This window comes from Ensifer sp. ENS02, from assembly GCF_014851885.1.
Lineage (GTDB): Bacteria > Pseudomonadota > Alphaproteobacteria > Rhizobiales > Rhizobiaceae > Ensifer > Ensifer adhaerens.
Genome location: NZ_JACVAO010000007.1, coordinates 205,667 through 220,120, shown reverse-complemented (window position 1 = coordinate 220,120; position 14,454 = coordinate 205,667). Strand labels below are relative to the sequence as shown.

The 14,454-nt window shown below is 63.5% G+C and carries 14 protein-coding genes; 6 read left to right on the top strand and 8 right to left on the bottom strand.

What is annotated here, in order from left to right:
* Positions 1-18: 18 nt before the first annotated feature.
* Positions 19-792 carry a thioredoxin family protein gene (locus IB262_RS16780; protein WP_060521460.1) on the bottom strand — a complete coding sequence of 258 codons (774 nt, stop codon included), beginning with the start codon at positions 790-792 and terminating at the stop codon, positions 19-21.
* 205 nt (positions 793-997) lie between these two features.
* On the bottom strand, positions 998-3,688 hold the full coding sequence (gene acnA, locus IB262_RS16775; protein WP_034802837.1) for an aconitate hydratase AcnA: 2,691 nt from the start codon (positions 3,686-3,688) through the stop codon (positions 998-1,000).
* A 271-nt stretch (positions 3,689-3,959) separates the two neighbouring features.
* Between acnA and ccmA the strand changes: the two genes are divergently transcribed.
* From ccmA to IB262_RS16750, 5 genes are all read left to right on the top strand, one after another.
* Positions 3,960-4,610, top strand: a complete 651-nt coding sequence (gene ccmA, locus IB262_RS16770; RefSeq protein WP_034802834.1) for a heme ABC exporter ATP-binding protein CcmA — start codon at positions 3,960-3,962, stop codon at positions 4,608-4,610.
* Between the two features lie 63 nt (positions 4,611-4,673).
* Positions 4,674-5,333 (top strand): heme exporter protein CcmB, encoded by a 660-nt coding sequence (ccmB, locus tag IB262_RS16765; RefSeq protein ID WP_034802831.1) that lies wholly within the window; start codon positions 4,674-4,676, stop codon positions 5,331-5,333.
* Between the two features lie 164 nt (positions 5,334-5,497).
* Positions 5,498-6,268, top strand: coding sequence for a heme ABC transporter permease (locus IB262_RS16760; RefSeq protein ID WP_034802828.1), 771 nt, complete (start codon positions 5,498-5,500; stop codon positions 6,266-6,268).
* On the top strand, positions 6,265-6,441 hold the full coding sequence (gene ccmD / locus IB262_RS16755; protein ID WP_112976157.1) for a heme exporter protein CcmD: 177 nt from the start codon (positions 6,265-6,267) through the stop codon (positions 6,439-6,441). The genes IB262_RS16760 and ccmD overlap by 4 nt, the downstream gene beginning before the upstream one ends.
* Positions 6,438-7,046: a DsbE family thiol:disulfide interchange protein gene (locus tag IB262_RS16750; protein WP_060521458.1), complete on the top strand. Its 609-nt coding sequence runs from the start codon at positions 6,438-6,440 to the stop codon at positions 7,044-7,046. The genes ccmD and IB262_RS16750 overlap by 4 nt, the downstream gene beginning before the upstream one ends.
* 261 nt (positions 7,047-7,307) lie before the next feature.
* Here the strand turns inward: IB262_RS16750 and IB262_RS16745 are convergent, their stop codons facing one another.
* The 6 genes from IB262_RS16745 to IB262_RS16720 form a co-directional block, all read right to left on the bottom strand.
* Complete coding sequence (locus IB262_RS16745) at positions 7,308-7,892, bottom strand: DUF2585 domain-containing protein (protein ID WP_060611309.1); 585 nt, start codon at positions 7,890-7,892, stop codon at positions 7,308-7,310.
* A gap of 5 nt (positions 7,893-7,897) precedes the next feature.
* The gene (locus tag IB262_RS16740) at positions 7,898-8,530 is read right to left on the bottom strand and encodes a septation protein A (RefSeq protein WP_112976190.1); all 633 of its coding nucleotides are present in this window, start codon (positions 8,528-8,530) and stop codon (positions 7,898-7,900) included.
* A 105-nt stretch (positions 8,531-8,635) separates the two neighbouring features.
* Positions 8,636-10,450: a signal recognition particle-docking protein FtsY gene (ftsY, locus tag IB262_RS16735; RefSeq protein WP_112976156.1), complete on the bottom strand. Its 1,815-nt coding sequence runs from the start codon at positions 10,448-10,450 to the stop codon at positions 8,636-8,638.
* An 18-nt stretch (positions 10,451-10,468) separates the two neighbouring features.
* Entirely contained in the window at positions 10,469-11,743 is a 1,275-nt protein-coding gene (gene mtaB, locus IB262_RS16730; RefSeq protein ID WP_112976155.1) for a tRNA (N(6)-L-threonylcarbamoyladenosine(37)-C(2))-methylthiotransferase MtaB, read from the bottom strand.
* On the bottom strand, positions 11,740-12,651 hold the full coding sequence (gene dapF / locus IB262_RS16725; protein ID WP_112976189.1) for a diaminopimelate epimerase: 912 nt from the start codon (positions 12,649-12,651) through the stop codon (positions 11,740-11,742). The genes mtaB and dapF overlap by 4 nt, the downstream gene beginning before the upstream one ends.
* Positions 12,652-12,743: 92 nt before the next feature.
* On the bottom strand, positions 12,744-13,757 hold the full coding sequence (locus tag IB262_RS16720) for an MBL fold metallo-hydrolase (protein ID WP_034802812.1): 1,014 nt from the start codon (positions 13,755-13,757) through the stop codon (positions 12,744-12,746).
* A gap of 78 nt (positions 13,758-13,835) precedes the next feature.
* Between IB262_RS16720 and IB262_RS16715 the strand changes: the two genes are divergently transcribed.
* Positions 13,836-14,318 (top strand): MarR family winged helix-turn-helix transcriptional regulator, encoded by a 483-nt coding sequence (locus IB262_RS16715; RefSeq protein WP_060611221.1) that lies wholly within the window; start codon positions 13,836-13,838, stop codon positions 14,316-14,318.
* Positions 14,319-14,454: the final 136 nt, after the last annotated feature.

Genomic DNA, 14,454 nt, shown 5'->3' with positions numbered 1-14,454 from the left:
CCTTGCGCTTCGCCGTCCCTACAATTTGCCCTGAGGGCCGGCGAGCACGGCCGCAGCGCCGATGATGGCACCCGGCGTTTCCTTGTCCTTCATCGATTGCAGCAGGATCGCGCAGCCGCTGTTTCCCGGGCGCTCGGTCAGCACCGTCGCCGGCAGCGTAAAGGACGCGGGCTGGCCGTCCCACATGCCGATCGTCTGTATGTCACGGACCGCATGCCAATAGGGGACTTCCTTGCCGCTGTTCTCCCCCTTCTCCATCTTCACGATCTTGGCGCGGTCGAAATAGACGACGACGACGTTGGCCTTGCCGATGCCGCTACCGATTGTGATCTGGATTTCTTCGCCGAGGATCTTGGCGTCGACGGGAACGGCAAGCCCTTTGCCTTCCGCCTTCATCGTTTCCAGCCGCGTCTTGATTGCCTGCAGGTTGCCGCCGTTCAAGTGGTCGCGGCCGTTCAGGATCGCCTGGGGCGTGTAGACGCCGTTGCGCCCGAGCATGCGCGCATAGGCATATTGCCGCTCGGTGTTTTCCTTCGATGCCAGCGTGTCGGCCCAGCCGAGATAGTTCCAGTAGTCGACGTGATAGGCGAGCGCCACCACATCGCCCTCGTCGACCAGCGACTTCAGCGCCGCATCCGCCGGCGGACAGGACGAACAGCCCTGGCTGGTGAACAGTTCGACAACGCCCTTGACCGCCTGTTTCTCCTGCGCCCCGGCAGGGGCACCGGCGGCTGCGAGCAGCCCGAAAGCCAGTGCAACAGGGCGAATGAAAGAACGGTCTGCGGATGTCATGGCGTCACTTCGTTACCGGCCGGCGGCCTACTCCTTGTGGGGGAGTTCACTACATACGACGCCCCTGCATCAACGGGAAGTCACGTTGGAGTGAGATGGCAAGTGAGCGCGATCCAGCACCCGATCGTTGGCCGGTGCACCTCAAAGAAAGAGCCGGGGCGCCTTTCGGCGTCCCGGCTCCAGAGCCTTGTATGCGCTCGCGCGATTAAGCGGCGAGGTCGCGCAGAACCGTCTGCAGGATGCCACCGTTGTTGACGTAGGTCACTTCATCCAGCGTATCGATACGGCAGACGAGCGGCACATCTTTCACGCTGCCGTCGCCGTAGGTTACCTTGGCAACGCGCTTTTCGCGCGGCTGGACATTGGCGAGATTTTCGATCGTGACGATCTCATCGCCCTTGAGGCCCAGCGATTCCCAGGTCGTGCCTTCCTCGAAGACGAAGGGAATGACGCCCATGCCGACGAGGTTCGAGCGGTGGATACGCTCGAAGGACTGCGCGATGACGGCCTTGACGCCGAGCAGGTTGGTGCCCTTGGCAGCCCAGTCGCGCGACGAACCGTTGCCGTATTCGACGCCGGCGAAGATGACGAGCGGAACGCCCTCTTCCTTGTACTGCATGGCGGCGTCGTAAATCGACATCTCTTCCTTGGACGGATAGTGGATGGTGTAGCCACCTTCCTTGCCGTTCGGGCCGAGCATGTGGTTGCGGATGCGGATGTTGGCAAACGTGCCGCGCATCATCACCTCATGGTTGCCACGACGCGTGCCGTACTGGTTGAAGTCGGCAACGCCGACGCCATGACCGATGAGGTAGGCACCGGCCGGCGAAGCCGCCTTGATCGAACCGGCCGGCGAGATGTGGTCGGTGGTGATCTTGTCGCCGAAGAGACCAAGCACGCGGGCGCCCTTGATGTCGGAGATGCCCGAACCGGACTTGCCCATGCCGACGAAGTAGGGCGGGTTCTGCACGTAGGTCGAACCGTCGTCCCAGGCATAGGTCTGGCCCGGAGGAACCTGAACGGCCTGCCAGTTTTCGTCGCCCTTGAACACGTCGGCGTACTTGGTCGCGTAAAGTTCGCGGGTGACGTACTTGAAGATGAACTCCTGGATTTCCTTGGAGGTCGGCCAGATGTCCTTGAGGAAGACCGGCTTGCCGTCCTGGTCCTCGCCGAGCGGTTCGTTGGTCAGGTCCTTCTGGACGGAACCTGCAAGCGCGTAGGCGACGACGAGCGGCGGCGAAGCGAGGTAGTTCGCCTGGACGTCCGGCGAGATGCGGCCTTCGAAGTTACGGTTGCCCGAAAGAACGCCGGCGGCGATCAGGCCCTTGTCGTTGATCGTCTTCGAGATCGGCGCCGGCAGCGGGCCGGAGTTGCCGATGCAGGTCGTGCAGCCGAAGCCGACGAGGTTGAAGCCGAGCGCGTCGAGGTCCTTCTGCAGGCCGGACTTGGCGAGGTATTCGCCGACGACCTGCGATCCCGGTGCGAGCGAGGTCTTGACCCACGGCTTGGACTTCAGGCCCTTGGCGACCGCGTTGCGGGCGAGCAGGCCGGCAGCGATCAGGACCGACGGGTTGGAGGTGTTGGTGCAGGACGTGATCGCAGCGATGGCAACGTCGCCATGGCCGAGATCGAAATCGGTACCTTCGACGGCATAGCGGTTCGAAAGCTGGCCCGGCTTCTTGTAGTCGCCTTCAAGCGAGGTTGCGAAGCCCGATGCGATGCTTTCGAGCGGGATGCGACCTTCCGGACGCTTCGGGCCAGCCATGGCCGGAACGACGTCGCCGAGGTCGAGTTCGAGCGTGTCGGTGAAGACGAGTTCGGAACCGTCACCGTCACGCCACATGCCCTGAGCCTTGGAATAGGCTTCGACCAGCGCGATGCGCTGCTCTTCACGGCCGGACATGGTGAGGTAGTTGATGGTTTCGCTGTCGACCGGGAAGAAGCCGCAGGTGGCACCGTATTCCGGACCCATGTTGCCGATGGTGGCGCGGTCGGCGAGCGTCATGTTGTCGAGGCCCGGGCCGAAGAATTCGACGAACTTCGAGACAACGCCCTTCTTGCGCAGCATCTGCACGACCATAAGCACGAGGTCGGTCGCGGTGACGCCTTCCTTGAGCTTGCCGGTGAGCTTGAAGCCGATGACCTCAGGCAGGAGCATGGAGACCGGCTGGCCGAGCATGGCAGCTTCCGCTTCGATGCCGCCCACGCCCCAGCCGAGAACGCCGAGACCGTTGATCATGGTGGTGTGGCTGTCGGTGCCGACGCAGGTGTCCGGGTAGGCGGTGACGACGCCATCTTCTTCACGGGTCCAGACGGTCTGGCCCAGATACTCCAGATTGACCTGGTGACAGATGCCGGTGCCGGGCGGAACGACGCGGAAGTTCTTGAACGCCTGCTGGCCCCACTTCAGGAAGCGGTAGCGCTCGCCGTTGCGCTCGTACTCGAGCTCGACGTTGCGGGCAAAGGCGTTCGGGGTGCCGAATTCGTCGACGATGACGGAGTGGTCGATGACGAGGTCGACGGGGACGAGCGGGTTGATCTTTTCCGGGTCGCCACCGAGCGAGACCATGGCGTCGCGCATCGCCGCGAGGTCGACGACAGCAGGCACGCCGGTGAAGTCCTGCATCAGAACGCGGGCCGGGCGGTAGGCGATTTCGTTTTCAGCCGTGCCCTTGTCGTTGAGCCAGGCGGCAACGTTCTCGATGTCCTTCTTGGTGACGGAGCGGCCATCTTCGTTGCGCAGCAGGTTCTCGAGCAGAACCTTCATCGAATAGGGCAGCTTGGAAACGCCGGCGAGACCGTTCGCCTCAGCCTTGGGCAGGCTGTAATAGACGTAGTCGACACCGTTGACGGTGAGCGTGGAGCGACAATTGAAGCTGTCTAGGGATTTGGACACTGGATAATACCCCGTTCCGTCTGATCGCCAAAAACTGACGTACGAACGCCCGAGCGCCTGTGAAGCGCGAATTGGGATGCGGGTGCGGCCATTTCCGCTGTCCGTACGTGGAAATTCATTCCATGTTCGGCGCTAGGATGAAATTCACGCCGACCGCTGGCGTGTTGGCCGCCTTATAGATAATTTCTCCAAAACGTGCCAGAGCAACGAAGGTCGAAACGGGACTTTTTTTTGCCCTGCGACAAAGAGAGTGAAGGGAAGCTGAAAATTCATGCGCCTCATGGCTGAAGGGTTGAGCGCGAAGCGCGGTGAGGACCTGATTTTTAACGATATTTCCTTTATTCTCGACGCCTCGGAAGCCCTTGTCGTGACGGGTCCGAACGGCTCCGGCAAGTCCACTTTGCTGCGGGTTCTGGCGGGGTTGTTGAGGCCCGAAAGCGGGCACCTGAAACTTGAGAATGGCCCCCCGGAAATCGCCCATCCATCCGAGCTCAGCCACTATCTCGGACACCGCAACGCGATGAAGCGCGAACTGACCGTCGCGGAAAATCTTTCCTTCTGGCGAGACTTCATGGGTGATTCGCCCGGGGGGCGCGGCGCCACGCTCACCGAGGCGGTCGAAGCGGTCGGCTTGCCGGATATCGCCCATCTGCCCTTCGGTTATCTCTCGGCCGGCCAGCAGCGGCGCATGGCGATGGCCAAGCTGGTCATTGCCTATCGCCCGATCTGGATCCTCGACGAGCCGACCGCAGCGCTTGACGCCGGCGCCGACCGGCTGTTTGCCGATCTGGTGAAGGCGCATCTTGGCAAAGGCGGCATCGTCATTGCGGCGACCCACCAGCCACTCGGGCTCGACCGCACGAAGGAGCTGCACATGACGGGGTTCGAGCATCTGGCAGGAGATCACTGGCATGATGCATAGGGTCGCAATGCCTGGAAGCCCATTGCCGGAAAACGCGCGCGTGCCGATCCGAAGGTTGCCGCTATGATCGCGCTCTTTTTCCGCGATCTCAAACTGTCGATCCGCGCCGGCGGCGGGGCGATGATCGGCGTGCTCTTCTTCATGACTGTGGTGGCAGTCATTCCCTTCGGTGTCGGTCCCGACCTGAACCTGCTTTCGCGCATCGGTCCGGCGATCCTGTGGATCGGCGCGCTGCTCGCCTCGCTGCTCGGCCTCGACCGGCTGTTCCAGGCGGAGCGCGACGACGGCTCGCTCGACCTGATGCTGATGCAGGAAACGCCGCTGCTTTTCACCGTCTTCGTCAAATGTGCGGCGCATTGGGCGGCGACCGGCCTGCCGCTGGTGATCGCCTCGCCGCTGCTCGGCCTCTTCATGAACATGAGCGAGATCGCCATCGGCGCCACCATGCTGACGCTTCTGATCGGCACGCCGGCGATCACCTTCATCGGTGCAGTGGGGGCGGCCGTTGCCGTGTCGCTGCCGCGTGGCGGGCTGCTGGTTTCGATCCTTGTTCTGCCGTTGGCGATCCCGGTGCTGATCTTCGGTGTCAGCGCTGTCTATGCGGCGATCGAGGATCCGGCGCCGTTCCTGCCACCTTTGATGATCCTTGCGGCAATCACCCTGTTCTTCGCCGTCATCGGCCCGGTTGCCGCCGCCGCAGCACTTCGGCACGCGTCCGATTGACGCAATCGGGCCAGAACGGGCGAAAGTGTTTGCGGCATTCCCATGGATTTGTCGCTAAGCTGTTCAGATCGATAACATTTATGATCCGCGTTCCAACTCGATCGTGATCGGGCGATTGACGCGGATCAATTGCAGGCGGGCGCCTTAAGCGCTAAAGAGCGACCATGAGCGAAAACAGCCTGGCCATCCGCAAATTCAGCGATCTCGCCAACCCGACGCGGTTCCTGGCGCTGGCCGACCGTTTGTTGCCCTGGCTTTCCGGGCTGACGGCGCTGTTCTTCGTTGCCGGCGTCTGGCTTTCCTTCACGACGGAAGGTGATTACCAGCAGGGCGAAACGGTGCGCATCATGTATGTGCACGTGCCCGCGGCCTGGCTGTCGATGATGTGCTATTCGGTGATGGCCTTGGCAGCTCTCGGTACGCTCGTCTGGCGCCATCCGCTTGCCGACGTCTCCTCGCGCGCGGCAGCCCCGATCGGCGCCTGTTTCACCTTCCTGGCGCTCGTCACCGGCTCGCTCTGGGGCAAGCCGATGTGGGGCACCTGGTGGGTCTGGGATGCGCGGCTGACCTCGGTCTTCGTGCTGTTCCTTATGTATCTGGGGCTGATGGCGCTCAACCGCGCGATCGACGATCCGGCGCGGTCCTCCAAGGTTTCGGCCATTCTGGTTCTCGTCGGCTTCGTCAACATCCCGATCATCAAGTTCTCGGTCGAGTGGTGGAACACGCTGCATCAGCCGGCGAGCGTCATGCGGCTCGACGGACCGACGATCGATCCGGAGTTCCTGTGGCCGCTCATCGTGATGGCGATCGCCTTCACGCTGTTGTTCTTCACGCTGCACATCGCCGCCATGCGCAACGAAATCCTGCGCCGGCGCGTCACGGCGCTCAGGCGCCTTGCGGCCCGTGCTGCCGGACGGGGAGCCCGCGCACAATGATGAGCCACGCCGCCTACGTTTTCACGAGCTATGGAATAGCCACGCTGACGGTCCTCGGTCTGATTGCCTGGGTCTTGCTCGACGGTCGTGCCCGCCGGCGTGAACTCACCGAACTCGAAGCCGCAGGCATCCGCCGGCGCTCGGCCGAACCGGCTTCCGGAGAAACACGATGAGCAACGCACCCGCTCCGGGTAACGAGGAGCGCAAACCCGGCCCCATGCGTTTCGTGCTGGCGGCGCTGCCGCTCGTCATCTTCGCCGGGCTTGCGGCAATCTTCTGGAGCCAGCTCAATTCCGGCAAGGACGTGAGCGAAATCCCCTCCGCGCTGATCGGCACCAAGGCGCCAAAACTCGACATGCCGGCGCTCGAAGGTGCCACGCGCGATGGCCAGCCGATGCCGGCTTTGACCGATGCGGCGATCAAGGGCAAGCTGACGCTCGTCAACGTCTGGGCCTCCTGGTGCGTGCCTTGCCGGCAGGAGCATCCCTTCATCCTGGAACTGTCGAAGGATCCGCGGCTGACCGTCGTCGGTATCAACTACAAGGACCAGAACGAAAACGCGCTCAGGTTCCTCGGCGAACTCGGCAATCCCTTCTCCGCCATCGGCGTCGACCCGCGCGGCAAGGCGGCGATCGATTGGGGCGTCTACGGTATTCCGGAATCCTATCTCGTCGGCGCTGACGGCACGATCCTCTACAAGCGCGTCGGCCCGTTCGACGAAAACAGCGTGAAGACGGGTCTGCTGCCGGCGATCGAAAAGGCGACTGCGGGTTCGTAACCGCTCCCGGCATTAGCTCTCATTCGGATGGGAGGGATTTGCTCCTCATCCGCCTGCCGGCTCCTTCTGCCCGCAAGCGGGGCGAAGAAGACACGTAGCGCTCGGTAGCCCTAAACTCTCGCATCGCATCGACGGCATAAAACCGTGCATTTCCTGCCGGGCAGTCGTGGAATGAAGTGAGTGCCTCAAGTCCCTTCGCCCCATCTGCGGGAGAAGGTCGCGGATGCGGGATGAGGGGCTGCGACGGCGACCGAAGCCCGCTTAAATCCCCGCCTGCCAGTCCCGGACCGCATCCAGCGGCCAGACGAGCATCAGTACGTTGAGCGTAAGATTGTCGCGGATCAGCCAGCCGGTGAAGAGCTCGAAGACGATGGCGACCGTTACGGTCAGCCAGACGGGCATGCGGGCGGCAAACAGGAAGCCGGCGGCCATGGCCAGTGTATCCATCGTCGAATTCAGGATGCTGTCGCCGAAATAGTCGAGCGAAATCGTTGCGGAGCGGTAGCGGTTGATCACCATCGGCGTGTTTTCGGCGATCTCCCAGGCCGATTCGATCACGGTCCCAAGGAAGAGCTTTGCCGTCAGCGGCTTGCCGCGCAGGAGCAGATGGCCGAGGCCGTAGAACAGGAAGCCGTGGATGATGTGCGACGGCGTGTACCAGTCGGCGATATGCTGCGAGTTGCCGCTGGATTTGACCACGGGCTCGAACAGTTTGACGTAGCCGCATTCGCAGATCCAGAGGCGACCCATCAGATGCTGGGTGACGATCTGGATGATGAGAACAGCAAAACAGGCGGCGAGCCAGAGGAGTGCGTGCCGGTTGCGGCTGTCATTCTCCTCGAGCATCGTGCTCACTCGGCGTTCTCCTGGTCAAGCGAGTGCTTCATGATCAGCGGCATCTGGGCGAGCGTAAAGAGAATGGTGATCGGCATCGTGCCCCAGACCTTGAAGGCGACCCAGAAATCGGTCGTGAACGAGCGCCAGACCACTTCGTTGAGCACGGCGAGGACCAGGAAGAACAGGCCCCAGCGCAGCGTCAGCTTGCGCCAGCCGGCCTCATCCAGCTTGAAGGCGGAGTGGAAGACGTAGCCGAGCAGCGACTTGCCGAACAACAGGCCGCCGAGCAGGATCGTGCCGAACAGCGTGTTGACGATCGTCGGCTTCATCTTGATGAAGGTGTCGTTCTGCAGCCAGAGCGTCAGCGCGCCGAAGACGAAGACGACGATGCCCGAAATCAGCGGCATCATCGGCAGGGTGCGGGTCAGCACCCAGGAGACGGCAAGCGCGATTGCGGTCGCGGCCATGAACAGGCCGGTGGCGATGAAGATCGGACCGCCGAGTTCGGAGAGCGCCGGAAAATGCCCGGCCAACCATTCGCCACGCGAATTGGCAAAGAAGAAGACCATCAGCGGCCCAAGCTCCAGCACCATCTTGAGCAAGGGGCTGACTTCCTTCTGCGGCTTGGCAGCCTCGATCGACGACATCTGGGGGTCCTGTTTCTGCATGTACCTGCTCATAACACCAGCTTTGCGGCAAAACCATATCAAGGCAACGGGCCGGCGTAACTACGCGCAGGCCCGATCGTCCCGTCAGGCGGCAACGCCGGCGATCGCCTCGGCAAAATCCTTGGCTTCGAACGGCTCGAGATCGTCGATCCCTTCGCCGACGCCGATGAAATAGACCGGCAACTTGTGCTTGGCGGAGATGGCGACGAGGATGCCGCCGCGCGCCGTGCCGTCGAGCTTGGTCATGATCAACCCGCTGACGCCGGCGACGTTGCGGAAGATCTCGACCTGCTGCAGCGCGTTCTGGCCGGTGGTGGCGTCGAGCGTCTGCAGCACGGTGTGCGGCGCATCCGGATCGAGCTTGCCGAGCACGCGCACGATCTTTTCGAGTTCGGCCATCAGTTCCGCCTTGTTCTGCAGGCGGCCGGCGGTGTCGATGATCAGGACGTCGGACTTCTTCTCGCGCGCCTGCTGGAAAGCCTCATAGGCAAGGCCAGCGGCATCGGCGCCGAGTTTGGACGAGACGATTTCGGAGTTGGTGCGCTCGGCCCAGATCTTCAGCTGCTCGATCGCCGCGGCCCGGAAGGTGTCACCGGCGGCGAGCATGACTTTCAGGCCCGCGCCGGAAAGCTTGGCGGCGAGCTTGCCGATCGTCGTGGTCTTGCCGGTGCCGTTGACGCCGACCACCAGGATCACGTGCGGCTTGTGGCTGAGATCGAGTTCCAGCGGCTTGGCGACGGGCGAAAGCACCTTGGTGATCTCGCCGGCCATGATGCGCGACACGTCCTCGCCCGAGACATCCTTGCCGTAGCGTTCCGAGGCGAGCGTGTCGGTGATGCGCATCGCCGTTTCGACGCCGAGGTCGGCCTGGATCAAAAGGTCTTCGAGATCCTGCAGCGTCGCTTCGTCGAGCTTGCGCTTGGTAAACAGGCTGGCGATCTGGCCGGTCAGTTGCGACGAGGTGCGCGCGAGGCCGCGGCGCAGGCGCTGGTACCAGCTGAGCTTTTCCTTCGGCGCGGCGACGGATTCTTCCTTGAGCTTGCGCTCGGTGGCGGAGAAGCCCTTGGGCAAAGCGGGCGTAGCGGTGGGCTCGGCCTCGGCTGTCTCGGTCGGCGCGACGTCGGTGGCGGCTTCTGCTGCGTTGGCTTCTGCGGTCTCGATGCTTTCGTGGAGGGCTGCGGCTTCACCCACGTCTGCCCTGCCGGGCATCTCCCCCACAGGGGAGGAGATCACGCTGGGCTCGCTCTCGAGTTCGGAAGCAAGCGTTTCGGTTGGCGTGACCTCGTCTGCTTCGGCAGTCGTGACGTCGCTTGCCGTGGGTTCGGCATCGTCAGCAGCTTCCTCAATTCTCTCGACGATTTCGGCCTCGCGGGAGGCTACGATGATCTCATCGGAGGGAGCAGGCTCCTTGTGCGCAACAGGCGCCGCAGTCTCGGTGGCAGCTGTTGCTTCCTCAGCTGTGGCCTCGGTCTCCGTCTGCTCTCTCCCCTTGAGGGGGAGATGTCCCGAAGGGACAGAGGGGGGTATCGCGGCTTCAGTCTCGGCCGGCGTTACCACAGCTTCGACCGGGGCGGCTTCGTCACGCGCCAGCTCTTCGGCGTCGTCGGAGGCCGGGCCACCGGCCGTCTCGATCTCGGCCTCAAGCACCGGATCGTCGTCGGACAACGGCAGGGTCTCGATGTCGACAGGTGGTTCGAAGGCGGTTTCCGGGCTCTCTTCGACGATCTCTGCCTCGGCAACGGCGGCAGGCGGTTCGACCGCCTCGGCGCTCGGCTCCGGCTGCGCCTCGACTTCGGGCGCAGAGACGATCGTCTCCTCCGGTACACCTTCCGGCGGCTTCGTTTCCTCCACCGCGCCCTTGCCGAAGGTGAAGATCCTCTTGATGAAACCCATTGCCATTCAGGAATTCCGCATAAATCAGGCCGCAGCCATCTGTTTTACCTGCATCGTCAGATGCTTGCCATTGTGGCCGGTGATTGAGACCGGGACAAGCGCACGGGGCGTCAGGTCAGCCGCGTCGACGAGCGTGAAGTTTTGTGTGTGGGCAAGCCCGTTGTTCTCGACCAGGATCGTCTGCTCGCTGCCGACCATACCTTCGAGGTGGCGGGCGTAGAGCGTCGCGCCGACGGCGCGAAGCCGCGCAGCACGATCCTTGACGAGCGCCCGGTCGAGCTGCGGCATGCGTGCCGCCGGCGTGCCGGGACGCGGGCTGTAGGGAAAGACGTGCAGATGCGCGATGCCGCAGTCCTCGGCGAGGCTCGCGGCATTTTCGAACATCTCTTCGGTCTCGGTCGGAAAGCCGGCGATCATATCGGCACCGAGGCTGATATCGGGGCGCAAGCGCCGGACCTGATCGGCAAAGGCGCGGGCGTCGGCGCTCGAATGGCGGCGCTTCATGCGCTTCAGGATCAGGTCGTCGCCATGCTGCAGCGACAGGTGCAGGTGCGGCATGAAGCGCGCCTCGTCGGCGATCAGGTCGAAGAGGTGTTTGTCGGCCTCGATGCCGTCGATCGAGGAAAGCCGCAGGCGGCGGATTTCCGGAACCTGTTTCAGAAGCGTCTTCGCCAGCAGCCCGAGGGTCGGCGTGCCCGGCAGGTCGGCGCCGTAGCTGGTGGCATCGACGCCGGTCAAGACGATCTCGCAATAGCCGCCCTCGACCAGCCTGCGCGCCTGGTCGACGACGGCGCCCATCGGCACGGAGCGGGAATTGCCGCGGCCATAGGGGATGATGCAGAAGGTGCAGCGGTGGTCGCAGCCGTTCTGCACCTGGATGAAGGCGCGCACGTGGCCATCGATGTGCTTGACCATCTGCGGTGCGGTGGCGCGCACGCTCATGATGTCGTTGACCCGCAGCTTTTCTTCCGCCGAGACGCCGAAATCCGGCAGTGAACGATAGGAGGCGCTCTTCAGCTTCTCCTCGTTGCCGAGCACGGCGTCGACCTCGGCCATTTCGGCAAAGGTCTCCTTTTCGGTCTGCGCCGCGCAGCCGGTGACGATGATGCGGGCATGCGGATTGTCACGCCGGGCACGGCGGATCGCTTGGCGCGCCTGGCGCACGGCCTCGCCGGTGACGGCGCAGGTGTTGACGAGGATGGCGTTGTTCAGCCCCGCCTTTTCGGCTTCCGCCCTCATCACTTCGGATTCGTAGGTATTGAGACGGCAGCCGAAGGTTATGACCTCGACGCCGCTCAAAGCGCCCGGGCTCCGCCCGCTTCGGCCTCGTCGCGCTGCCAGGTTCCGGTCGTCGGGTTCAGCGTGCCGGACCATTCCCATTCGGCAGGTCCCGTCATGACGACATGATCGTCGTGCTCACGCCATTCGATCGTGAGCTTTGCCGGGGCAGGGGCGGATGCGACGTCGATCACCACCTTGCGGCCGGTGCGGCCGGTGCGCGCGGCGCTGACCGCAGCCGCGCAAGCCGCCGAGCCGCAGGCAAGCGTCAACCCGGCGCCGCGTTCCCAGGTGCGGGTGCGCAGCGACGAGGGCGAAAGCACCTGCGCCAGCGTGATGTTGGCGCGCTCGGGAAACATCGGATGGTTTTCGAGCAGCGGGCCGAAACGATCGAGATCGAAGGACATCGGGTCCTTGTCGACCCAGAAGACGGCGTGCGGATTGCCCATCGACATGGCCGAGGGCGAGTGCAGGACGGGATTGTCGATCGGTCCGATCTGCAGTTCGATGCGGCTCGTATCGGCAAATTCCTCGGCAAGCGGGATCTTGTCCCAGGCAAAGGCCGGCTTGCCCATGTCGACCGAGATCGTGCCGTCCTCATGCTCGGTGGCGTTGAGGATGCCTGCAATGGTCTGGAAGGTGAAGGCCTTCTTGCCGGTTTCGGCGGCGAGTGCCTGGACGACGCAGCGCGTGCCGTTGCCGCAGGCCTGGGCCATGGAGCCGTCGCAATTGACGATATCGATCCAGGCGTCGGTGCCCTGAGCCTTGGGGTCGTGGATCGCCATGATCTGGTCGAAGGCGGTTGCCGGATCGGCATTGAGCGCGATCGCAGCGGCCGGCGTCACCCGATCCTTCCGACCGCGCATGTCAACGACGAGGATCTTGTTTCCAAGCCCGTTCATCCTGGCAAATTGCACGTTGTCGGTCATGTCGCGATTGTCCAAACGGGCCCGCTCCGGGCGGGCCATCCTTCATTCGGGCTGTATATGGCGGAAAAGCCCGGAAAATACCAGTGCCGCCTTTATTCGGCTCCCTCGCCGCCGGTCGGTACATCGAAGATTTCGCCGGGGCGAAGCGGCCGGAAGCGGCTGCGGGCGATGCCCGCCGCATCGAGCGCCCGTTCCAGCGCCTGTCGCGGCTCTTCGACGCCCTCGTCGGTCAGGCGAAACGTACCCCAATGGTGGCCGGCGACATGGGCGGCGGCGCAATCGACCATGCCGCGCACGGCTTCCTCCGGGTTCTGGTGCTGGTCCTGCATGAACCAGCGCGGCTCGTAGGCCCCGAAGGGCAGGTTGGCGAGGCGGAAGGCGCCGTGTTTTTCGCGGGCGGCGCGATAGTTGATGCCGTCGTGAAAGCCGGTATCGCCGACGTGATAGATCTTGCCGGCCGGCGTCTCCACGACGAAGGCGGCCCAGAGCGCCATGCGCCGGTCGCGCGAGCCGCGCGCCGACCAGTGGTGGCAGGGCTCGGCGTGAAGAATGACGTCATCGCCGCAATCGAGCTGGTCGCCCCAGTCGACCACGTCGATTTCGACGTCGGGAACGGCGCGGCGGATGATCGTGTCGTTGCCGAGCGGCGTGACGATGCGGGGAGCATGTTCCTCGTGAAGGGCTGCCAGCGTCTCGACATCGAGGTGGTCGTAGTGATTGTGGGTGACGAGCACGATGTCGATCGGCGGCAGGTCGTCGAGTTCGATGCCGGGCGCGTTGCGGCGCTGCGGGCCGGCAAAGGCAAACGGGCTGGCGCGATGCGACCAGACGGGGTCGGTGAGAATGTTGAGCCCATGCACCTGGATGAGCAGCGTCGCGTGTCCGACCATCGTCACGCGCAGGCGATCGCCTTCGACGCTGAGTTCAGGCTTCACCGGCGCGAACGGGCTTGGATTGTGCGCGGGCCAGCGCACCTTGCCGCTACCGAACTGCCAGCGCAGGAGATCTGCCGCGCCCTTGGGCGGTTTGCCGTCGGGATTGAAGAACCTGGTGCCGTCGAAATGATCGGTGACGGGACCTTGGTAATAGGGATTGCGTGTCTTCATCCGGGCGGTTCGCCTTGGTTGAAAGGTCAAGGTTTAATAAATTCTTGAAGACAGCAACTGGATTGCTATCGTGGTTTCATGCTCGTTCGATTCGACCCGCAAGAACGTCTCTACAAGACCCTGAAGCTGGTCCGCTCCATCCATCTCAATATGCAGCGCTCGGCAGAACATATGCTCGATGGTGCCGGCATATCAGTGGCGGAGCGGGCGGTTCTCGAACTTTTTTGCGAAACGCCGCTGACGGTGCCGGAAGCCGGACGGCGCCTGTCGATGAAACGGCAGTTCGTGCTCAGGGTCGTCAACGGGCTGATGGACAAGACGTTGCTGGAAAGACGGCCGAACCCGGAACACCGCAGCGCCTATCTTTGCGCGCCGACGGCGGCCGGGCGTGATCTGTTCGCGGAAATCCATCGCCGCGAGGTGGAGTTGCTGCATGCCCTGCTCGGCGATATCAACCAGACCGAAGTGGTGGCCGCACTTCGGGTGATGACGCGGGTGTCGACCGCCTTCGAGCAGCTGGCCGGCGAACTCGACGACGCCGGCAAGGACGAGGCGCTCTGAGCCGAAAGCGCCTCATTTGCCTGCCGTCCTTGACTTTTGCCGCGCTTTCCTGTTTATCCGCGCCAATTCCTTCGCAAGCTCAAGTCTTCGAAGCCACCGACCGGGTCCCGTAGAGGTATAAAGAGAACCCGGAGGT

What these genes read in the sequence shown, in the direction of transcription:
- ccmB (WP_034802831.1), top strand. Translation starts at nt 4,674, where the DNA reads ATGATCGCGCTCTTTTTCCGCGATCTCAAACTGTCGATCCGCGCCGGC.
- IB262_RS16715 (WP_060611221.1), top strand. Translation starts at nt 13,836, where the DNA reads ATGCTCGTTCGATTCGACCCGCAAGAACGTCTCTACAAGACCCTGAAG.
- IB262_RS16740 (WP_112976190.1), bottom strand. Translation starts at nt 8,530, where the DNA reads ATGTCGTCGATCGAGGCTGCCAAGCCGCAGAAGGAAGTCAGCCCCTTG.
- IB262_RS16750 (WP_060521458.1), top strand. Translation starts at nt 6,438, where the DNA reads ATGAGCAACGCACCCGCTCCGGGTAACGAGGAGCGCAAACCCGGCCCC.
- IB262_RS16780 (WP_060521460.1), bottom strand. Translation starts at nt 792, where the DNA reads ATGACATCCGCAGACCGTTCTTTCATTCGCCCTGTTGCACTGGCTTTC.
- dapF (WP_112976189.1), bottom strand. Translation starts at nt 12,651, where the DNA reads ATGACCGACAACGTGCAATTTGCCAGGATGAACGGGCTTGGAAACAAG.
- ftsY (WP_112976156.1), bottom strand. Translation starts at nt 10,450, where the DNA reads ATGGCAATGGGTTTCATCAAGAGGATCTTCACCTTCGGCAAGGGCGCG.
- IB262_RS16745 (WP_060611309.1), bottom strand. Translation starts at nt 7,892, where the DNA reads ATGCTCGAGGAGAATGACAGCCGCAACCGGCACGCACTCCTCTGGCTC.
- IB262_RS16760 (WP_034802828.1), top strand. Translation starts at nt 5,498, where the DNA reads ATGAGCGAAAACAGCCTGGCCATCCGCAAATTCAGCGATCTCGCCAAC.
- IB262_RS16720 (WP_034802812.1), bottom strand. Translation starts at nt 13,757, where the DNA reads ATGAAGACACGCAATCCCTATTACCAAGGTCCCGTCACCGATCATTTC.
- ccmA (WP_034802834.1), top strand. Translation starts at nt 3,960, where the DNA reads ATGCGCCTCATGGCTGAAGGGTTGAGCGCGAAGCGCGGTGAGGACCTG.
- ccmD (WP_112976157.1), top strand. Translation starts at nt 6,265, where the DNA reads ATGATGAGCCACGCCGCCTACGTTTTCACGAGCTATGGAATAGCCACG.